The following is a 20888-nucleotide window of genomic DNA, read 5'->3' on the forward strand; positions in this document are numbered from 1 at the left end:
TTCCGCTGTCGTCCCGGCGAAGGCCGGGACTCACCGCGTGATCTATCGAGGAGGGGCGCTCTTCGTACCAACGAAGATAACGACGTGTCTTCGTCAGACTCCTCCCTGGGGGTATGGGCCCCGGATCTGCGCTTCGCTTGTCAGGGACGACACCGAGTGTGAGGCCAATACCCGTCGCTTCACGCGTTGCCGCGATCCTCTCGGAACAGATCGAGCTTCTGCTGCACCGGCCGGTCCGAGAAGCTGAACAGCACGGCATCCTCATCCGCTTCGTGCGTCACCCATTGCCAGCTCGGCACCACGAACAGATCGCGTGGGCCCCATTCGAAAACGGTGTCGCCGATCCGGCTGCGGCCCTTGCCCTCGATCGGGCAGAACACCGTCGCGTCCGTCGCGCGATAGCGCGCGGTCTTGAAACCCTTCGGCAGCAGCTGGATGAAGGTGCCGATGGTCGGCATCGCGAAGTCGCCGGTCTCGGGGTTGCTGAACTTCAGCTTCAGCCCGTGGCAGGCGTCCCATTCCTGGCCCGTCCTGGCTTTCTCCAGTGCTTCGCGGGTGTAGGCATAGGGATAGCTGAAGATCGGCGAGGTCTTCGATGACCGCTTCGCGTCGACCGGCAGCAGATTGTGGCCGTAGCGGGCAAAGCTGTCGCCCGCCGGTTTTGTGATCTTCTGCTGGTCCTCCTTGGAGCCTTCCGCAAACGAGCAGTCGAAGAACTGCACCAGGGGAATGTCGAGGCCGTCGAGCCAGAACATCGGCTCGCTGGTCTCGTTGGAATGATCGTGCCAGGTCATCGACGGCGTGATGATGAAGTCGCCGGGCTCCATCGCGGTGCGCTCGCCGTTGACGGCGGTGTGGGCGCCCTTGCCTTCGAGCACGAAGCGTAGCGCCGACTGGCTGTGCCGGTGCGCGGGTGCGACGTCGCCGGGCACCACCATCTGCACGCCGGCATAGAGCGATGTCGTGATCTTGGACTGGCCGCGCAGGCCGGGATTCTCCAGCACCAGCACGCGCCGCTCGGCTTCCTTGGCGGTGATCAGCTTGCCGGCTTCCGTCATGTAGTCGCGGATGATGTCGAACTTCCAGAGGTGAGGGCGGCACGCGCTCTTCGGTTCCGGCGTGATCAGGTCGCTCATCACCGTCCATAGGGCAGTGAGATTTTCGCCGTCGATCTTCCGGTAGAACGCCTCGCGTTCCGGTGTCTTGGTCACGGCTTCCATGGTGCGGCTCCCGATCGTTTTGTTGATTGACAGTATACTTACGATCTAGGTAGCGTCAACGTGGCAGGCGACAATCATTGTCGTCATTCCGGGGCGATGCGATAGCATCGAACTATGGTGCGTACTTGCGCGCCTGGGATCTCGAGGTTCCGGGTTCTCGCTTTGCGAGCCCCGAAACGACAAAATGAGGGAGGGTTTCGATGAAGCTGCACGGCTATTTCCGCTCCAGCGCCGCTTACCGCGTGCGTATCGCGCTCAATCTCAAAGGCCTTGGCGCCGAGCATCTGCCGCATCATTTGCGCAAGGGCGAGCAATGCGCGCCCGCTTATCTCGCCATCAATCCGCAGGGCCTGGTGCCTGCGCTGGAAAGTGACACGGGAGTGGTGCTGACCCAATCGGTCGCGATCATCGAGTGGCTCGATGAAACACACCCCAATCCGCCATTGCTGCCAAAAGATCCGTTGCAGCGCGCCAGGGTGCGAGCCTTCGCGCTGGCGATCGCCTGCGACACCCATCCCGTGCAGAATTTGAAGGTACTGGCGCGGCTGCGTGAGCTTGGTCTGCCCGAGGAGAAAGTCCAGGAGTGGGCCGCCTGGGTCAATCGCGAAGGGCTGTCGGCCTGCGAGACGCTGGTCAAGGACGAGCCGGGGCCGTTCTGCTTCGGCGATACGCCGACGCTCGCCGATCTCTGCTTGGTGCCGCAGCTTGCGAACGCGCGCCGCTTCGGCGTCGATGTTGCGGCCTACCCGCGCTTGCTCAAGGCAGAAGCCGCCGCGAAGGCGTTGCCCCCCTTCGCCAATGCGGCACCGGAGAAGCAGCCTGATGCCGAGTAAGGCTCTTCCCCCGATCACGATGGAGGCGGTCTATGCCGCGCCGGGCTATCTGTTCCGGCGCATGCAGCAGATCGCGGTCTCGATCTTCATGGAGGAGTGCAAGGCGTTCGACCTGACGCCGGTGCAATATGCGGCGCTGATCGCGATCCACACCCACCCCGGCATCGATGCGACGCGGCTGTCGGCCGTGATCGCGTTCGACCGCTCCACGCTCGGCAGCGTGATCGAGCGTCTTCAGGCAAAGGATCTCGTCGAGCGCAAGCCGGCGCCCGAGGACAAGCGAATCAAGCTGCTCTATCTGACCAAGCAAGGCGCCGTGATCCTGCGCGACATTATCCCAGTGGTCGAACGCGCCCAGGCGCGCATGCTGGAGCCGCTCAAGCCTGCCGAGCGCAAGGCGCTGATGGGGTTGATGACGCAGCTCGTGGATCTCAACAACGAAGCGTCACGCGTGCCGCTGCGGGCCGAGGATGCGCTGGAGCATTTGGGGAAGGCGGGGTGAGCGGGTGAGGCGGTGCGCCACTCTCCGCCGTCGTCCCGGACAAGCGAAGCGCAGATCCGGGACCCATACGCCGCAGCAGCAGTTTGACGAAGACAGGCAATGACCATCGCGTGCAACGATTAGTGCTGCGGTGTATGGGTCCCGGCCTTCGCCGGGACGACACCTATTTTGTAGCCCCGTCCTCGCCTTAGATCCGCAGCAGCGCCTGCCGGTCGATCTTCCCCGTGCCCGTCTTCGGCAATTCGTCGATGAAGATCACCTCGCGCGGATATTTGTAGGGCAGCAGCTTGCCCTTGACGTAGTCCTGCAGCCGCCGCGTCGCCTCGCTCTGGTCGGTGGCGCGGGTGTTCATCACCACCACCGCCTTCAGCGTCATGCGTCGGTCCGGCAACTCGGCCGCGAACACGGCGCATTCTCGGATGTCGGGGTGATCGGCGAGGCATAGCTCGACCTCGAGCGGGTAGACCCACTGGCCCGAGATTTTTATGAGATCATCAGCGCGGCCGCGGAAGAAGTGGAAGCCGTCGCCATCGCGGACGAAGCGGTCGCCGGTGTAGATCCAGCCGCCCTCGCGAATGGTCTCGGCGGATTTGTCGGGTCGGTTCCAGTATAGCGGCGTGTTGGAATCGCCGCGTACCCACAGAATGCCCTCCTCGTTGTCGCCGACGTCGCGGCCCTCCTTGTCGCGCAGCGCGACCTCGTAGCCGGGCACGCGCAGGCCAGCGGCGCCGAGCTTCTTCTGCTCGGGACGGTTGGAGAGATAAATGTGCAGCACCTCGGTCGAGCCGAGGCCTTCGACGATCTCCAGCCCGGTGAGCGTCTTCCAGCCGTTGAAGACTTCGGCCGAGAGAACCTCGGCGGCCGAGAGCGCCATGCGCAGAGACGAGAAGCTTGTCTTGGCTGCGCCCTCCGCCTTGGTCAGCGAGGTGTAGAGCGTCGGCAGGCCAAAGAAGACCGTCGGCCTGTACTGCTCGATCGCAGCGAAGATCGACGCTGGCTTCGGCTGGCCCGGCAGCAGCAGCGTTGCCGCGCCGGCCGAGAATGGGAAGGTGACGGAATTGCCAAAGCCATAGGCGAAGAAGATCTTCGGCACGGAGAAGCAGATGTCATCGGGTGTCAGCTTCAGCACGTTCCGCGCAAAGGCGAGCTCGCTATAGACCATGTCGTGCTGGAGATGCACGATGCCCTTGGGCCGGCCGGTCGAGCCGGAGGAGTACATCCAGAACGCCATCTCGTCGCGATGCGTCGGAGCTTCCGCCAACTCGGTCGAGAATTGCGTTAGCCAGTTTGCAGCGGCGAAGGCCTCCGGTGCCGCGTGATCGCGGGCGTCGCCATTGACGACGATCAGCGTGTGCAGCTGCGTGTCCTTGCAGGCCTCGGCATTGAAACGCGCGCAGAACTCGGCATCAGCCACGGCAACGGCCGCGCCGGAATCGGCGAGATAGAATTGCAGCAGGTCCGGCGGCGTCAGCGTGTTGATCAAGAGCGGTACGAAGCCGGCACGCACGGCGCCAAAGAAGGCGGCGGGATAGGCCGGGGTATCGTCGAGGAACAGCAGCACACGGTCGCCGCGCGTCAGTCCCAATGAGGCAAATCCGTTGCCCCAGCGGCAAGCTTCCGCACAGAGCTCGGCATAGGTCCGCGACCCCGCCGGGCCAATCAGCGCGAGCTTGTCGCCGTATCCCTTGCGGAGATTGTCGAACAGCATACGGCTGGCGTTGTATCGTTGCGGAACGGCAAAGCCGATCTCGCGTGCCCCAGGACTGTCCGCGGGCACCTGGTCGCGAATCTCGTTGCTCATGCCGTCGCCTCGCCGATCGCGTCTCCGCCGTTCTTCTCGGCTTCGTAGCGGGCCATGAAGACCGGCGACATCGCGCGCAGCCGGGAATCGTCGATGCGGCCGGAGCGGGTGATGTAGCTATAGGCGAAGTCCATCAGGTCGAGCTGCATGTGCTGGGCAAAATGCTCGTACCAGAACGCGCTGGTGCGTGCGGCATTGACGAGCTTCTGCACCACGGGCTTTCGCGCGGCCTGGTAGCGGTGCAGTGCGGTCGACAGATGCGCATCCGATTCCAGCGCCTTGACCAGCGCGATCGCGTCCTCGATCGCAAGCCGCGTGCCGGAGCCGATCGAGAAATGCGCCGAGTGCAGAGCGTCGCCGATCAGCACCATGTTCTTGAACGACCAGTGCTCGTTCCAGACCCAGGGAAAGTTGCGCCAGACCGATTTGTTCGAGACCAGCGAGCGGCCGCCGAGCGTGTCCGCGAACACCTCCTCGCAGACGCCCTTGGACTGCTCGACATCCTTGTAGGCAAAGCCATAGGCCTGCCAGGTCGCGTGGTCGCATTCGACCAGGAAGGTGCTCATGGTCGGTGAGTAGCGGTAGTGATGGGCGTTGAAGGCGCCGCGGTCGGTCTTCACGAAAGTTTGCGACAGCGTGTCGAAGCGCTTCGAGGTGCCGTACCAGACGAATTTGTTGGAAGAGTAGGACAGCGAGGTGCCGAAATCGCCCTCGAAGGTGCGGCGGACCAGCGAGTTGAGCCCATCGGCGGCGACGATCAGATCGTGGCCACCCAGCTGATCGATCGTCTGGATCTGGGTGTCGAAACGTGGAGTGACGCCGACATCGAGGGCGCGCTGCTGCAGGAACTGCAAGAGTTCGAGGCGGCCGATCGACGAGAAGCCGACGCCGTCGATGGCGACGCTGTCACCGCCGAGGTTCAGCGTGATGTTCTCCCAGCTCTCCATATGCGGCGCGATCGCATCGACCGTGTCGGGGTCGTCGCCGCGCAGGAATTCCAGGGCCTGGTCGGAAAACACGACGCCAAAGCCCCAGGTCGCGTCGGCCGGGTTCTGTTCGAACAGGTCGACTTGATCCTCAGGGTGACGCTTCTTCCAGAGATAGGCGAAGTAGAGCCCACCGGGCCCACCACCAATCACGGCGATCCGCAACGTCGGCCTCCCTAATTGACAGTATACTTACTATCTCAGGGTAGACTATTAGGCTCCGGCCTCCCCCGCCAGCGGAATTATCGACAAGGCGAGGTGCGCCGCAGCACAGCTGCGGGCACCCGCTTTGCGCGTGCCCGGAACCGTCAGTTGGGAATCATAGCCAAACCGCGCCGGATTGGCCACACGCGCGTCAGACGCAGCGCTTCACGTAAACCCCGTTCACCAGCACCCTGGTACAGCGGACCACCGGCACCGGCTTGCGGACCACGACCGCGCCGTTCGGCCCGGCGCAGCCGGCGCGGTAGACACCGCGGCCGCAGACCACCGCATTGGCGTCGGATGTCGCGAAGGTCATGGTCGCTGCGAAGGCGAGCAGCGCGGAAGCAGTGAGTAGGAATGCACGCATGTTTCTCTCCCGGTCTTGTCCTGGTTGAAATCGGACTGGCAAAGGATTTGTCGCGGCAGGCGCGCGAAAATTCATTCGCGTGCGCTGCCAAATGTTCGCGTCCGGCCGCGCGAGTTGCGGATCGCCTATCGCGCCGCGAAGGGAGCGAGGACTTCCTTGCACGCGGGCGACAGCGACGCGGCGTTGCCGGCGATGCACTGCACGATGCGGCCACCTCCAGGCGCGACGCCGGCGCAGAGCGAGCGGATGTCGGCGCCGCAGGCGGAGCGGGCGATGAATAGCTCTTCGCGCGGCCGCAGCGGACGGAGAACGATCACGGCAGGCGCGGCCGCCGGGGCTGCTGCGGCTGCGGGGGCTGCACCAGCTGCCGGCGCTGCCGCAGCTGCTGCGCCGCCGCCACCGGCCGCGGCGGTCAGGGCTTTCTCGCATGCGGGTGAAACCTTGGCCTTGTTCTTTTCCAGGCATTCGAGTGCGGGAGCGCCGCCCGGCGGAACGCTGGCGCAGACTTTGGGATAATCGCCGCGGCAAGCGCTCTTGACTGCAGCAACTTGTGCGCTGCTCGGCTTCGCCGCGGCCGCTTTGGGAGCAGCGCCGGCGGCGGGCTTTGCCGCGGGTTCGGCAGCGGGCGCTGCTTCGGTCTTTGCCGGTTCAGATTTGGCAGGTTCAGACTGGGTTGATTCAGATTTGGCGGGTGCTGCTTCGGTCTTCGGCGCGGCAGCCGGCTCGACGGCGCGAACGGCGGTCTGGCATCCCGCCGACAGGCTCGACATGTGGCTCTGCAAGCATTGATACGCCTCCACTCCACCGGGCGTCACACTCGCGCAGTGCGCCATGAAGTCCGAGCGGCAAGCGGAGCGGATGGCGCTCTTCTGGGCCTCGGTCGGGGCCTGCGCGAATGCGCTTGTTGCAATTGCGAAGAGTGCTGCGGCGAGCAACGCGTGACGCGTTGACGTATGTTTCAACGTGTTGATCATTGGGATGAATTCCTGCCCTATCGGTAACGCCGACGCTTTATCAAAAGTGATGCAAACAATCGTCGCGGGTGATGCCGCGTGCGGCATCATTGGCCACCGCGACCTCTACCGCAAGTAGATAATGTCTCTGCAATTGCGACGTAACTGAGAGCATGACCCGGGAAAGTGCGCAGCGGTTTTCCCTCGCGACAAACGTGGAATACGTTTGCGCGGCGGTCATGTTCAAACAAACAACACGTCGCTAGAGCTTGACCATGCGCTTGCCGCGGTTCTCGCCCGCGAGCAATCCGATCAGCGCCTTCGGCGTGTTTTGCAAGCCATCGATGATGTCTTCCTGCACCTTCAGCTTGCCGGCCTTGACCCAGGCCTGGAGATCGGCGAGCGCGCGCTGGCTGTCCTTCATGTAGTCCATGACGATGAAGCCCTGCATCACGAGCCGCTTCACCACGATCAGGCCGGGCACGCCGCGCGGGCCGTGCGCCGACGGCGCGCCGTCATATTGCGAGATCGCGCCGCAACAGGCGATGCGGCCGTAATTGTTCATCTGCGGCAGGCAGGCTTCGAGAATGTCGCCGCCGACATTGTCGAAATAGACGTCGATGCCCTTTGGGGCCGCCGCGCGCAGCGCCTTGAACACCGCACCGTCCTTGTAATCGACGGCGGCATCGAAGCCGAGTTCGGAGGTCAGCCAGTTGCACTTGTCCGCGCCGCCGGCAATGCTGACAACGCGGCATCCCCTAATCTTGGCGATCTGTCCAACGATCGAACCGACCGAGCCCGCGGCGGCCGAGACCACGACGGTCTCGCCCTCCTTCGGCTTGCCGACTTCGAGCAGGCCGAAATAGGCGGTGAGGCCGGCGATGCCGAACACGCTGAGCAGATGTGTCATCGGCTCGAGCTTCGGCATCTTCGTCAAATGCTTTGCGGGGACCGCGGCAAACTCCTGCCAGCCGGTGTCACCAAAGACGATGTCGCCGGGCGCCAGCCCCGGCGCCCTCGAGCTCATGACCTCGGCAATGGCGCCGCCGGCCATCACACTGTTGGCCTCGACGGCCGAACGGTAGGTCGCGCCGTGCATCCAGGCGCGGTTGGCGGCGTCGAGCGAGATGTAACGCACGCGCAGCAAGGCCTCGCCTTCCTTCGGTTCCGGCGGCGCGCTCTCGACCATCTTGAAATGCTCGAGACCGAGCTTGCCGCTGGGTTTTTCCACCAGGAGAATTTGGCGATTGATGTTGGCGGTCATGGCGTTCCCTCTCGGATTGTTTGACGATTATTGGTGCAGTTGCCGCAAACAAAACGTGCAAGCCGCATTCGTTGTGCGCTGCATGAAGGCTAGATCGCTGCGCCCGGTTTCGCAACGGGAACATCGAGCTCGAGCGACTGCACGCAAAGCGTGTTGCGTCGCTGTCATATCTGCGACATCATGAAGCGGCCGGTGTGGTGGGGGTCTCAATGTCGAACAGGTTTACGCAATACATTCTGGCGGCGATGGTGCTCGGCATCATCATGGGCTCGGCGATCTACAATTTCCTGCCCGACACGCGGGGCGACTGGGCCTCCTCCATCAACCTGATCGCCGTGATCTTCCTGCGCCTGATCAAGATGATCATCGCGCCGCTGGTGTTTGCGACCCTGGTCGGCGGCATCGCCCATATGGGGTCGGGCTCCAAGCTCGGGCGCATCTTCGCAAAGACCATGGGCTGGTTCGTCAGCGCATCCTTTGTCTCGCTGATGCTCGGCCTCATCATGGTCAACCTGCTCCAGCCCGGCGCAAACTTCCCCGGCACGCTGCCCGACAAGGCGCAGTCGACCGGCTTGCCGGTTTCCGCCTTCTCGATCGAGAAGTTCCTGACCCATCTGATCCCGACCTCGATCGCGGATGCGATGGCGCAGAACGAGATCCTCCAGATCGTGATCTTCGCGGTGTTTTTCTCGGTGGCGATGGGCGCATTGCCCGAACGCTCCAAGCAGATCCTGTCGCTGATCGACGATCTCGGTCACATCATGCTGAAGGTGACGAGCTATGTGATGATGTTCGCGCCGTTTGCGGTGTGGGCTGCGATCACCGCCACGGTGGCCAAGAACGGTCTCCTGGTGCTGTGGAAGCTCATCGTGTTCATGGGCGGCTTCTATCTGTCGCTTTTCATCCTCTGGGGCATCCTTGTGGCCGTCGGCTTCATCGTGATCGGGCCGCGTTACGGCCATCTGTTGCGGTTGATCCGTGAGCCGTTGATGATCGCGTTCTCCACCGCGAGCTCGGAGGCGGCCTACCCGAAGACGCTCGAAGGCCTCAACCGCTTCGGGGCCTCGTCGCGGATCTCGAGCTTCGTGCTGCCGCTCGGCTATTCCTTCAACCTCGACGGCACGATGATGTACTGCACCTTCGCCAGTATCTTCATCGCGCAGAGCTACCACATCGACATGCCGCTCGGCACGCAGCTCGCGATGCTGGCGACCTTGATGATCACCTCGAAGGGGGTGGCCGGCGTGCCGCGCGCCTCCCTCGTCGTGATCGCCTCGACGCTGTCGCAGTTCAACATTCCCGAAGCGGGGCTGTTGATGATCATGGGCATCGACACCTTCCTCGACATGGGCCGCAGCGCCACCAACGTGATCGGCAACACGCTGGCGACCTCGGTCGTGGCGAAGTGGGAGGGCGAGCTCGGGCCCGAGCATGCGCTTGGACCGGGCGACGTCGTGCCCGGCGACATGGTCCCGGGCGAAGTGCCTGTGATGGCCGGCCATTGACGGGAGTGCGTCATGCGCCCTTTGACGGCGATTTCGAGCGGTTTGTTGCTGGCCGCGTGCCTGCTGGCAACGGACGCCTCCGCCCAGACCGGCGGCAGCGAAGGGCTAAGCCCGACGCTGTCAGCCATCAAGACCACGCACACCGTGCGGCTCGGCTATCGTGAAAGCTCGCCGCCGTTTTCCTTCCTCGACCAGGCCAACCGGCCGATCGGCTACAGCCTCGAACTCTGTGAAGCCATCGTCGAGGAGATCGGCGTCGAGGTCGACGATCCCAATCTGAAGATCGACTACGTCAAGGTCACCTCGGATGACCGTATCGATGCCGTGCTGCAGAACAAGATCGATCTGGAGTGCGGCTCGACCACGGCCAATTCCGAGCGCGGCAAGCGCGTCGCGTTCTCTCCGCTGATGTTCGTCGCCGGCACCAAGCTGATGGTGCCGAAGAGCTCCAGCGTCCAGTCCCTGACCGATTTGAGGGGCAAGACCATCGTGGTGACGAAAGGCACCACCAACGAGCAGGCGATCCAGGCGGCGGACAAGAAGTCTTCGCTGGGCTTGAACATTGTCGTCGGCCCGGACCACGAGCAGTCGTATCAGATGCTGGTCGACGGCAAGGCGGACGCGTTTGCGACCGACGACATTCTGCTCTCGGGCCTGATCGTGCGCCACAAGGCGCAGGACAAGTTCCGCGTCGCCGGCGACTACCTGTCCTACGATCCCTACGGCATCATGTTCCGCAAGGGAGAACCGCAATTGTCAGCCGTGGTCGACCGCACCTTCCGCAAGCTCGGCTCCAACCACGATCTCGTGCCGCTCTACAACAAATGGTTCATCGCCCGGATGCCGACCGGCGAGAAGATGAACGTGCCGATCTCGCTGCAGTTGGAAGAAGCCTTCAAGGCAATGGACGATTCCGCGAGCGCGAATAATTGACCCTTACTTCCTTCTCCCCTTGTGGGAGAGGGTGCAGCCGGTTCGCGGCTACGAATTTGTCCCAAACACCCGGTCCAGCGCCGCGTCGTACGTCGCCTGCACCAGCTCCGGATGCAGCTTCGCCAACGCTTCCATCATCACGCCGGAATTGATCTCGAGCACGCGCCAATCACCGTCGACGCGTACCACGTCGATGGACGCGAAGCGGATGCCGATGGCGTTCGCGGCGGCAATGGCGAGTTTCGCGCACGCCGTACGAATCTCGCCGTCCTCCAGCAGCACCGGCTTGGCGCCGGCATCGAGATTGTGCCGCCAATCGGTGCCACGCTGCTTGCTGTAGACGACGAGGGGCGCATCATCGAGCAACACCACACGGACCTCGTCCTCGATCACGACATAGGGCGAGATCACGAGCCCGGTGCTCATCGCAAAGACCTCGCCAACCGCGTGGTCGAGTTCCGCCTCCGTCGTCACCCTGAACACCGAGCGCCCCGATGTCCCCTCGTTCGGCTTCACCACCACGCCTTGCGGATGGTCGTGAAACAGCGCGAGCATCGCATCGCGCCAGTTGGGGCCTACAACGTTCCTGCCCAGCTTCGGGTTGAGGAAGAGGTGATGCGGAATGCTGGCCACGCCCCGAAGCGACAGCGCCTCGGCGGTTGCCGATTTGTCATTGGCGAGCCGATGGGCGATCGCGCTGTTGAGGCCGATATCGTAGCCGAAGGCGAAGCGGCGCGTCTCGCCACGGCGCATCGCGATCAGCCAGCCGCCGGAGCGGACATCGACCTCAATGCCATGGCGAGCGGCATAGGCCCTGATCGCCTGGACGAAGATCCGCTCGCTGGTGGTCATGTCTTGATCGTTCCAGTCACCAAAAGCCGCAAAAACGCGGGCAGTGGCACCAAGCAGGAGTGAAAATCAGAGCTATTCTTAATGAAATTCTCGCGAGCAAGACGGAAATTAAGTGCTGCTTTCGCGCCCGAAAGGGAAAAGAAATTGCCCTGTCTGCGCCCCGGACAGCAGATCCATTAATGATGCAGCCATTTCCGCCGCAAATGCAGACTTGACCCGCGTCAATTACAGCCGGAACGAGGTTGATTATTGGTCTCAATGGCGTAGATCACACACGCGAAATCCTCCGCCATGGCAATGGTGTCCGCCCCGTTTCGGGGCCGGGCAACGCTTTTGCCCTAAAACCGCAATTATTCGGAATATCGAAAATCATGAGCGCGTTTTACCGAGAGAAGGTTCTTTCCGTCCAGCACTGGACCGACACGTTGTTCAGCTTCCGCGCCACGCGCGACACCGGCTTCCGCTTCCAGAACGGCCAGTTCGCCATGATCGGCCTCGAGGTCGATGGTCGCCCGTTGCTGCGCGCCTACAGCATGGCGAGCGCCAATCACGAGGAAGAGCTCGAGTTCTTCTCGATCAAGGTGCAGGACGGTCCGCTGACCTCGCGCCTCCAGAAGATCAAGGAAGGCGACACCATCCTGGTCGGCCGCAAGGCGACCGGCACGCTGATCACCGACAACCTCATCCCCGGCAAGCGGCTGATGCTGCTCTCGACCGGCACGGGCCTCGCGCCGTTCGCCAGCCTGATCAAGGACCCCGAGGTCTATGAGCAGTTCGAAAGCATCGTGCTGGTGCATGGCTGCCGCCAGGTCTCCGAGCTCGCCTATGGCGAGAAGCTCGTCGCGAACCTGCGCGAGGACGAGCTGTTCGGCGAGCTCCTCGCCGACAAGCTGATCTATTATCCGACCGTGACCCGCGAGCCGTTCCGCAATCGCGGCCGCATCACCGACCTGATCAACTCCGAGCAGATCTTCAACGACATCGGGCAGTCGCCGCTCAACATCGAGACCGACCGCATCATGATGTGCGGCAGCCCGGCGATGCTGGAAGAGCTGAAGCTGATGTTCGAAGGCCGCGACTTCGTCGAGGGCAGCGGCAACAGACCCGGCCATTTCGTGATCGAGAAGGCGTTCGTCGAGCGCTAAACTCTGTTGAAGATGTGGCTTGATCGCGCGCCACGCTCAACCCGTCGTCCCGGACAAGCGCAGCAAAGCTGAGCGCAGATCCGGGACGCGTAGCCACAGGCCGTGGCTATGCGAAGGCTCGGAGTGACAGCTTCCCGGCCCGAAAATGCTGCGGTTATGGATCCCGGGTCTGCGCCACGCTTGCCCGGACGACAGCTGGGGGCACTCCGCCCGTCCCATATCAGCCCCTGCTGCAGTGCAGCAGCCCGCCCATCGGGCTGATTGATTTGTCTCGGCCGAATTCGCTAGCCTGAAACAACCGCCGCGTCATATCCGTATGACAGGCGTAGGCGTATCGTACCGCCTCATGCTGGCGAGAGGGTGGCAATCGTGGCCGACGACAACAAGACGCAGGAATCTCCCAAACGGCTGGCGCTGGCGGAAGAAGGGATCGCCGAAATCCTGCTGCTTCCGTTCTCGCCGCGCTTCATCGTCCTGACGATCTGCGCGGTCGTCACGGCGCTGCTGGTCGGCATCGGCATCGCCGACCGCAAGATCTTCGACATCCTGCTGGTCCCGATCCTGATCTTCGGCGCCCTGACCCTGCTCGGCGTCCGCGATCTCATGCAGAAGAGCCACGCGGTGCTGCGCAACTACCCGATCTCGGCGCATATCCGCTTCCTGCTCGAAGAGATTCGCCCGGAGATGCGGCAGTATTTCTTCGAGAGCGAGAAGGACGGCATGCCGTTCTCGCGCGACACCCGCGCGGTGGTCTATCAGCGCGCCAAGATGCAGCTCGACAAGCGTCCGTTCGGCACCCAGGAGGACGTCTACCGCGAAGGTTACGAGTGGATGCATCACTCGGTGTCGCCGAAGGCGCATGCCGAAGAGAAGTTTCGCGTCACGATCGGCGGCCCGGACTGCGCAAAGCCCTATTCAGCCTCGGTGTTCAACATCTCGGCGATGAGCTTTGGCGCGCTCAGTCCGAACGCGGTGCGCGCGCTCAATGCCGGCGCCAAGAAGGGCGGCTTCGCCCATGACACGGGCGAGGGTGGCTTCAGCCCCTATCACCGCGAGATGGGCGGCGACATCATCTGGGAGATCGGCTCCGGCTATTTCGGCTGCCGCCATCTCGACGGCACGTTCGATCCGGAGGCGTTCGCGCGCGTCGCGAGCCACGACCAAATCAAGATGGTCGAGCTCAAGATCAGCCAGGGTGCCAAGCCCGGCCATGGCGGCGTGCTGCCGGCGGCGAAGGTCTCCGAGGAGATCTCCAAGATCCGCGGCGTCGCGATGGGCGAGGACTGCATCTCGCCGGCCTCGCATCGCGTCTTCTCGACACCGACCGGCATGATGCAGTTCATCGCCGAGATGCGGAAGCTCTCGGGCGGCAAGCCGGCCGGCTTCAAGCTTTGCATCGGCCATCCCTGGGAGTTTCTGGCGATCTGCAAGGCGATGCTGGAGACCGGCATCTATCCGGATTTCATCGTCGTCGACGGCAACGAGGGCGGCACCGGCGCTGCGCCGCTGGAATTCATGGACCATCTGGGCATGCCGATGCGCGAGGGCGTCAATTTCGTCCACAATGCGCTGGTCGGCATCAACGCGCGCGACCGCATCAAGATCGGCGCGTCCGGCAAGATCGCCACCGCCTTCGACATGGCGCGCGCGATGGCGATCGGCGCCGATTGGTGCAATTCGGCGCGCGGCTTCATGTTCTCGCTCGGTTGCATCCAGTCGCTGAGCTGCCACACCGACCGCTGCCCAACCGGGGTTGCGACCCAGGACCCGACGCGGGCGCGCGCGCTCTACGTGCCGCTCAAGATCGATCGCGTGCACAATTATCACCACGCCACGCTGCACTCGCTGACCGAGCTGATCGCCGCGGCGGGCCTGGAGCACCCGCAGCAGCTGCGCCCGATCCACTTCACCCAGCGCACGTCGACGACCGATGTGAGGTCCTTCGCCCAGCTCTATCCGGCGCTGCGCCCGGGCGAGCTGCTCGAAGGCACCGAAGACCCGCGGTTCCGCGACGCCTGGCGGATGGCCCAGGCCGCGTCGTTCCAGCCAGCGCCGTGAGTGCGCGGGTTGCATAAATTCCTTGCGAGCGGGGCTGGCACTTAAGGTTTGGTTCAACTTTGGGTGTAAATTGTGCCCATGAACGAGCGGCGCAACAAGGCCAGGCATCGCGTATTGAAAGCCGGGACCATCGAGTTCGGTGGCGGCGCGATCGACTGCACTGTCCGCAACTTCTCCGACACCGGCGCCGCGCTCGACGTCACCAGCCCGGTCGGAATTCCCGAGCACTTCACCCTCACCATCAAAGCCGACGGCGCGCACCTCGCCTGCACGGTGGTGTGGCGCAAGGAAAAGCGGATCGGGGTGCAGTTCGGGTGAGGGATGCAGCGTAAGCTCGGTGCGCAGGTAGCAGTACCGCGCAACTACCAGTCTTCACCAAACTCAATTCAGTGGCTATGGGGTCCGGCCTTCGCCGGGGACGAGTGGAGAGACCGCCGCTCGTTCACCCCGTCTCCACCTCGCCCAGCCGGCGCGCCAGAATCTTGTCGATCCTGCGGCCGTCGAGATCGAGCACTTCGATATGCCAACCGGCGAAGTCGAAGGCGTCGCCGACATTGGGCAGCACGGTGAATTGCTGCAGAACGAGGCCAGCCACCGTGTTGTAGCGGTGATGCGGTGGTAGCTCGATGCCGAGCAACTCGCCGAACTCGTCAACCGGCATCCAGCCTGAGACGAGCAGAGAGTCGTCCGCGCGCTTCACATAGGCCGGTTCCGGCGGGCCTTCCTCGGAATGAAAGGCGCCTACGATCGACTCGAGGATATCCGCCGCGGTTACCACGCCTTCGAACGCGCCGTACTCGTCATGGACGAGCCCGATATGCACCGGCGCTGCCTTCAGGATCGCGAGCACGTCGCGCGCATCGGCGGAGGCCGGGATGATCGGCGTCTCGCGCACCAGCGTGCGCAAATCCGGTGTGCGCTCGCGCATATAGGCGACCAGCAGATCCTTGGCCTGAAGCACGCCGATCGGCTTGTCGCGATCACCGTCGCAAACCGGAAAGCGCGAATGCGGGCTCTTCGCGATCAGCGCCTGGATCGCCTCCCGATCATCGTTCAAGTCGATCTCGTCGACCTCGGTGCGCGGCGTCATCACGGCGCCGACCGGGCGGTCGCCGAGCCGCATCACGCCGGCGATCATCTCCTTCTCGCCGGGCTCGAGCACGCCGGCGCTCTCGGCTTCGTTGACGAGATGATGGATCTCGTCCTCCGACACTTTCTCCTCGGCCTTGCCGCCGCGGCCGAGCAGGGTCAGGATCAGCTTGCCGGAGACGTCGAGCAGAAACACGAGCGGCAGCGAGACCCGCGCCAACACGTGCATCGCGGGCGCGACCTTGACTGCGATGCTCTCGGGATCGCGCAGCGCCACCTGCTTCGGCACCAGCTCGCCGACGATCAGGGTCGCATAGGTGATGAGCGTGACGACGATGCCGACGCCGACGATGTCGGCAATGCCTGAGGACAGGCCGAGCTCGACCAGCCATTGCGTCAGCCGCTGCCCGAGCGTGGCGCCGGAGAAGGCGCCCGAGAGCACGCCGACCAGCGTGATGCCGATCTGCACCGTCGAGAGGAATTTACCGGGATCGGCGGCCAATGCCAGTGCCCGCTCGGCGCCGCGCACGCCCCTGGCGGCCAGCAGCGACAGCCGCGCCGGGCGCGATGACACCACGGCCAGCTCGGACATGGACAAGAGGCCGTTGATGACGATCAGGACGACGACGATGATGAGTTCGACGGAGAGCATTGATGTTCCGGGGGCAGCGAGTGTGGCTGCGGATCGCAGCACACACGTTAATATAGGTATTCCCCGAGGAAGTTCCGGCCATCCTGTCGCATACGCCACGGCGAGGGAACCTCGCGGCTGGCCGCCCGTCGGGGCGGCCCTGCGACGACCTGACACTCCGCGGAACTACGGACAGATGCTTAACGGGCCCTTAGTGGCCGCCAGCTAGGTTTTCGGCATTTGCAGGAACATATCGGGGCCCACGATGCGGATCGGGAAGCTTTTCGCGCTGTCGATGCTGACGGTGACGGTTTTTGCGGTCGTTCTTGGCGCCGAGGTGCTGATACCGCAGGCGCGCATCTTCACGAACCGCTCCGATGCGATCAAGACGGTCGATGCTTTTGGCGCCATGCTGATGGTCAGCCAGCAGGTCGCCGGCCTTCGCGCTCCCTATATCGGACCGATCTTCCAGGAAACCGCTGCGACGCAAGCGCAGATCGATGCGGCCACGAAGGCTGCGAAGGCGGCCGAAACCGCATTCGACGGTGCAAGGCGTGCCATCCTGGTGCTCGATGACGGAGCAGCGATGGCAGAGAAGCTCGACCGTGCCGCACAGCGGCTGAAGGAGGTCAACACGGCGGCGGATCGCGCGATGAGCGTGCCTCTGGCCGCGCGCGACAATGCCGCCATCAAGAGCTTCCTGCCCGGCGTCGCCGACGTCCTCGGCAGCATCGAGCCGATCATGAACCGGCTCGAAGCCAAGGTGGTCAACGCCGATTCCTCGCTTGCGGCGCTCCTGAGCCTGGCGCGAACGGCGCAGGATTTGCGGGTTGCCGCCGGCAGCCGTGCCGCCACCTTGTCGCCGCCGCTGTCGGCCCGCCGGCCGGTGACGGTCGCCGAAGCCTCGTTGATGGATCGCATGCAGGGCCGCGTGGAAGCCGACCGCGAGCGCATCGAGGCCGGCATCGATCAGCTCGGAAATCCGCCCCGCATCGCCGCCGCGTTCAAGGCCGCGACCGAGTCCTATTTCGGGAAAGCGGCTCCCGTCGTCGAGAAGGAGATGCCGGCGGCGCGCAGCGACGGCAAATACGGTATCGGCTCCGACGATCTGGCGAGCGTGATCGTGCCCGCCATCCAGATGTTCTACGGCGTGCGCGACGCCGCGCTGGCGGAAGCGGCCGAGCGTGCGTCGGCGGCGCGCGATGGCGCACTGGCGATGCTCGCGCTCGCAGGCGTTGCGGTGCTGGCGCTGCTCGGCACGCTCGGCGGCGTGACCATGATGCTGCGCAGCCGCGTGGTGACGCCGTTGGCGCGGCTCGCCGACGTGATCGGCACGCTCGCTGCCGGACAGCATGAAGTCGAGATTCCCGCCACGGGCCGCAATGACGAGATCGGCCAGGTCGCCGGCTCGCTGCAACATTTCAAGGATTCGCTTGTCGCCCAGAAGGCCGCCGATGCAGCCGCCTCGGTCGAAGCCGAGACGAAGCTCCGGCGCAGCCAGCGCATGGACCAGATCGCGCGCGATTTCGAAGCCATGATCGGCGACGTCATCAACACCGTCTCGTCGGCCTCCTCGGAGCTGGAGGTCTCGGCAGGAACGCTGACAAGCAGCGCCGACCAGTCGGAAAAGGTCACGACGACCGTCGCTGCCGCCTCCGAACAGGCCTCCACCAACGTGCAGACTGTCGCCGCGGCGGCCGAGGAGATGGCCTCGTCGGTCGACGAAATCAGCCGGCAGGTCCAGGATTCCGCGCGTATCGCCGGGGAGGCGGTGCAGCAGGCAGGTCGGACCAACGATTATGTCGGCGAGCTCGCCAAGGCCGCCGGGCGGATCGGGGACGTCGTCGAGCTCATCAGCCAGATCGCGGGCCAGACCAATCTTCTCGCTCTCAACGCCACGATCGAGGCGGCGCGCGCCGGCGAGGCCGGCCGCGGCTTCGCCGTCGTCGCCTCCGAGGTCAAGGCGCTCGCCGAGCAGACCGCCAAGGCGACCGGCGAGATCAGCCAGCAGATCACGGGAATCCAGACCGCGACGGAGGATTCCGTCGGTGCCATCAAGGCGATCGGCGATACCATCACCCGTATGTCCGAGATCGCGTCTGCAATCGCCTCGGCGGTCGAAGAGCAGGGCGCGGCGACGCGGGAAATTTCCCGCAACGTGCAGCAGGCCGCACGTGGCACCCAGCAGGTGTCCGCCAGCATCGTCGACGTGCAGCGCGGTGCGAGCCAGACCGGATCGGCCTCCGCCAACGTGCTCGCCTCGGCCAAATCGCTGTCCGGCGAGAGCACCCGTCTCAAGGTCGAGGTCGGAAAATTCCTGGACGCGATCCGCGCTGCGTAGGAGCGAGCGGCGGACGCGCTCAGAACTCGCCGTGCAGCCGCCCCGAAAACACCGAGACCGGTCCGCGGTCGGCGTTGTAGGCGGGGTTGGTGATGAGCTGGTAGTCGGCGGTGAAGGTCAGCGCCTTGTTCAGCGCATAGGCATAGTAGGTTTCCAGCACGCGCTCGCGGCGGTAGTTGAGCTGTCCGTCGCCGATGAGGGGGCCGAGCCCGCCGGCCGCGATGAAGTCGCGATGATCCTGTGACAAGCCGTTGATGGCGCCCGCAATACCGACGACGTCGTCGGGCCGGCCCCATTTGGTGCCCTTGATCGAGGTGCCAAGCGACAGGCTGCGATCGATGTCGGTGAAGGCCATGATCTCGCTGCGGCCGTCGTTCCAGCTCCAGCGGCCGAACACGCCGATGTCGTCGGTGATGGCCTGTTCGAGATTGAGCGCGTAGCCGTATTTGATGCGGCCGCGGCGGGTCTGGCTGATGTCCACGCCGAAGGCGGGATTATCCAGCGTCTCGCGATAGCTGCCGGAATAGGCGCTGTTGACGAAGCCGAGCGTGCGCAGCTTGCCGGGCTGGCCGAACAGCGAATAGCGGGTCTCGAGCTCCATCACATATTCGCCGCGGCGGCCGACGTTCATGTCGAAATTGCTCGAGTTGGAAACGGCGTCCATCAGGAAATAGCCGCCGCGCAGCGCCCATTGCTTCTGGTTCAACTCGGCGGTCGCGCCGTAGCCGAGACCGAGCTTGTCGGCAGCATAGTCGAAGGCGCCGGACGCCCAGATCGACCAGTTCATGAAATCCTTGCGCGGGTCATGCGCGTAGGAATTGCCGTCGAACACATCGACCACGGAGAATTTGCCGACCTGCAAGGTCAGGCGCGAGACGTCAACCTTGCTCGCGAGCTGCAGCTGGCCGCTGGCAAGCTCCTCCTGCTCGCCACCGAAACCAAAGGTCTGGCGCACGAACAGTCGCGAGGCGTTGAAATGCGGATAGGGAAAGCCGGACTTTTGCGCTTCGCCGTTCGGAAAGCCTGCAGCGCCCGTCGTGTTGTTGAAGCCGAAGCCCTGCAGCAGCTCGGGATTGAAATAGACCTCGCCGCCGTCCCACAGCCGCGCATTGAGATAGAGCGAATTGCTCCAGGTCTGCTGAAAGTCCGGCGTCGGGAGCAGACTGTTCGGTCCGGTATAGGGCGCGTGGAACGCGGGGTAGCCCTGTCCGAGCACGGTCGACTGGCCGTGAATCTCCCAGCGGCTCGATTCGGTGTCGGTGACATCCGATTTCGCATTGTAGGTCGGCACGCCCGGCCAGTCGATCTTGCGATTGAGGCCGATGCGCAGGCTCTGGAAATCCATCGACGACGAATATTGCGCGCCGGAGGGGAAGGTGACGCCCGCGTTCTCGAACTTGCTGTAGAGATATTCGAGCCGCGCGCTCCAGTGCGGCGCGAAGCCATATTCGACGCCGCCGCCGGCAGTCCAGCCGAACCGCGTGTGCAGCACCTTCTCTTCATTGCCGCCGGTCGGCGTCGAAAGAAATCGCTCGCCGGTGAAAGCCGCGCCGCCCGTCGCGTAGAACAGCCAGTTGCCGCTGGTGTAGCCGAGCCGCGCGCGCAGGCTCGCGACGTAGTCCCACCGCTCCTCTGCGCTCGATAGCGCGGTCACCGCCGACGACACGACGTGGTTGGAGGGCAAATAGTTCGGGAAGGAGATGTCGCCTTCGACGCCGAGCAGAAGGCCCGAGCTGAGGCGCCAATTGTAGCCGGCCTGGACGCCACCGGTCGCGCCGGTGAAGACGTTGTTGTTGGTCGCGACCGCGGGATCGATCAGCGTCGCGGAGGATGTGCCGCGGGTGAATCCGGTATGCGCCCCGATATAGAGCCCGGTCCAGTCATAGACGGCTCTCAGCGCCGGCGCCTTGAGCGGCAGGTCGGCCGCACGGCCGGTGGCGGGAAATGCCAGCACGCCCGAGGCAATCGCCGCGGCCGTCCGCAAATACCTGTAACGGTGACTTCTCAACGTCAAAACGTACGCCCCCAAACGCGAATATGTCCCACCCGCCGCGACATCCCTGCCAATTCGCGGCGGTCCTGTCATCAGGGTCCTGGATGCTCACGCGACCGGACGAGATCAGCCGCCCTTGCGCGATTCACCCCCAAGGTCTGCCAAGTCCCTGAGCTTGTTGCGAACCTTATTGCTAGTAATTCGCAATAGC

Annotated in this window: 17 protein-coding genes; 8 read left to right on the forward strand and 9 right to left on the reverse strand. The window is 64.1% G+C overall.

The genetic code is table 11. From position 1 onward, the window contains the following. Positions 1–179: 179 nt before the first annotated feature. On the reverse strand, positions 180–1220 hold the full coding sequence (gene gtdA / locus ACWAT4_RS03475; protein WP_212303502.1) for a gentisate 1,2-dioxygenase: 1041 nt from the start codon (positions 1218–1220) through the stop codon (positions 180–182). A 200-nt stretch (positions 1221–1420) separates the two neighbouring features. On the opposite strand from gtdA, the gene maiA reads away from it, so the two are divergent. Together maiA and ACWAT4_RS03485 are read left to right on the forward strand one after the other, a co-directional pair. Then, positions 1421–2053, forward strand: a complete 633-nt coding sequence (maiA, locus tag ACWAT4_RS03480; protein ID WP_212427888.1) for a maleylacetoacetate isomerase — start codon at positions 1421–1423, stop codon at positions 2051–2053. Next, entirely contained in the window at positions 2043–2555 is a 513-nt protein-coding gene (locus ACWAT4_RS03485) for a MarR family winged helix-turn-helix transcriptional regulator (protein WP_212427889.1), read from the forward strand. Before maiA ends, ACWAT4_RS03485 begins: the two co-directional genes overlap by 11 nt. A 187-nt stretch (positions 2556–2742) precedes the next feature. Here ACWAT4_RS03485 and ACWAT4_RS03490 read toward each other — a convergent pair whose 3' ends face one another. The 5 genes from ACWAT4_RS03490 to ACWAT4_RS03510 form a co-directional block, all read right to left on the reverse strand. Next, a complete protein-coding gene (locus tag ACWAT4_RS03490) occupies positions 2743–4356 on the reverse strand; it encodes a benzoate-CoA ligase family protein (protein ID WP_449729801.1) in 1614 nt (537 codons plus the stop codon). Next, entirely contained in the window at positions 4353–5507 is a 1155-nt protein-coding gene (locus ACWAT4_RS03495) for an FAD-dependent monooxygenase (RefSeq protein WP_449729802.1), read from the reverse strand. Before ACWAT4_RS03495 ends, ACWAT4_RS03490 begins: the two co-directional genes overlap by 4 nt. A gap of 190 nt (positions 5508–5697) precedes the next feature. After that, on the reverse strand, positions 5698–5913 hold the full coding sequence (locus ACWAT4_RS03500) for a hypothetical protein (RefSeq protein WP_212303497.1): 216 nt from the start codon (positions 5911–5913) through the stop codon (positions 5698–5700). 125 nt (positions 5914–6038) lie between these two features. After that, positions 6039–6887 (reverse strand): cysteine rich repeat-containing protein, encoded by an 849-nt coding sequence (locus tag ACWAT4_RS03505; protein ID WP_449729803.1) that lies wholly within the window; start codon positions 6885–6887, stop codon positions 6039–6041. A 241-nt stretch (positions 6888–7128) separates the two neighbouring features. After that, positions 7129–8130, reverse strand: coding sequence for an NADP-dependent oxidoreductase (locus ACWAT4_RS03510; protein WP_449729804.1), 1002 nt, complete (start codon positions 8128–8130; stop codon positions 7129–7131). Between the two features lie 209 nt (positions 8131–8339). Here ACWAT4_RS03510 and ACWAT4_RS03515 point away from each other — a divergent pair, with 209 nt between their 5' ends. Together ACWAT4_RS03515 and ACWAT4_RS03520 are read left to right on the forward strand one after the other, a co-directional pair. Next, the gene (locus tag ACWAT4_RS03515) at positions 8340–9635 is read left to right on the forward strand and encodes a dicarboxylate/amino acid:cation symporter (RefSeq protein ID WP_212303494.1); all 1296 of its coding nucleotides are present in this window, start codon (positions 8340–8342) and stop codon (positions 9633–9635) included. Between the two features lie 12 nt (positions 9636–9647). Beyond that, positions 9648–10568 carry an amino acid ABC transporter substrate-binding protein gene (locus tag ACWAT4_RS03520; RefSeq protein WP_212303493.1) on the forward strand — a complete coding sequence of 307 codons (921 nt, stop codon included), beginning with the start codon at positions 9648–9650 and terminating at the stop codon, positions 10566–10568. 48 nt (positions 10569–10616) lie between these two features. On the opposite strand, the gene ACWAT4_RS03525 is transcribed toward ACWAT4_RS03520, so the two are convergent. Beyond that, on the reverse strand, positions 10617–11420 hold the full coding sequence (locus ACWAT4_RS03525) for an ATP-grasp domain-containing protein (protein WP_212427894.1): 804 nt from the start codon (positions 11418–11420) through the stop codon (positions 10617–10619). A gap of 371 nt (positions 11421–11791) precedes the next feature. Here ACWAT4_RS03525 and ACWAT4_RS03530 point away from each other — a divergent pair, with 371 nt between their 5' ends. The 3 genes from ACWAT4_RS03530 (at position 11792) to ACWAT4_RS03540 (ending at position 14941) form a co-directional block, all read left to right on the forward strand. Beyond that, complete coding sequence (locus tag ACWAT4_RS03530) at positions 11792–12565, forward strand: ferredoxin--NADP reductase (protein ID WP_212427895.1); 774 nt, start codon at positions 11792–11794, stop codon at positions 12563–12565. A gap of 369 nt (positions 12566–12934) precedes the next feature. Next, positions 12935–14623 (forward strand): FMN-binding glutamate synthase family protein, encoded by a 1689-nt coding sequence (locus ACWAT4_RS03535; protein ID WP_433995283.1) that lies wholly within the window; start codon positions 12935–12937, stop codon positions 14621–14623. A gap of 78 nt (positions 14624–14701) precedes the next feature. After that, the gene (locus ACWAT4_RS03540; RefSeq protein WP_212303489.1) at positions 14702–14941 is read left to right on the forward strand and encodes a PilZ domain-containing protein; all 240 of its coding nucleotides are present in this window, start codon (positions 14702–14704) and stop codon (positions 14939–14941) included. Positions 14942–15065: 124 nt separating this feature from the next. Here the strand turns inward: ACWAT4_RS03540 and ACWAT4_RS03545 are convergent, their stop codons facing one another. Further along, complete coding sequence (locus tag ACWAT4_RS03545; protein WP_449729805.1) at positions 15066–16364, reverse strand: hemolysin family protein; 1299 nt, start codon at positions 16362–16364, stop codon at positions 15066–15068. A gap of 244 nt (positions 16365–16608) precedes the next feature. On the opposite strand from ACWAT4_RS03545, the gene ACWAT4_RS03550 reads away from it, so the two are divergent. Further along, a complete protein-coding gene (locus ACWAT4_RS03550; RefSeq protein WP_449729806.1) occupies positions 16609–18684 on the forward strand; it encodes a methyl-accepting chemotaxis protein in 2076 nt (691 codons plus the stop codon). 19 nt (positions 18685–18703) lie between these two features. On the opposite strand, the gene ACWAT4_RS03555 is transcribed toward ACWAT4_RS03550, so the two are convergent. Continuing rightward, positions 18704–20668, reverse strand: coding sequence for a carbohydrate porin (locus ACWAT4_RS03555; protein ID WP_212427937.1), 1965 nt, complete (start codon positions 20666–20668; stop codon positions 18704–18706). Positions 20669–20888 lie beyond the last annotated feature (220 nt).

Source organism: Bradyrhizobium sp. T-1 (genome assembly GCF_053592855.1).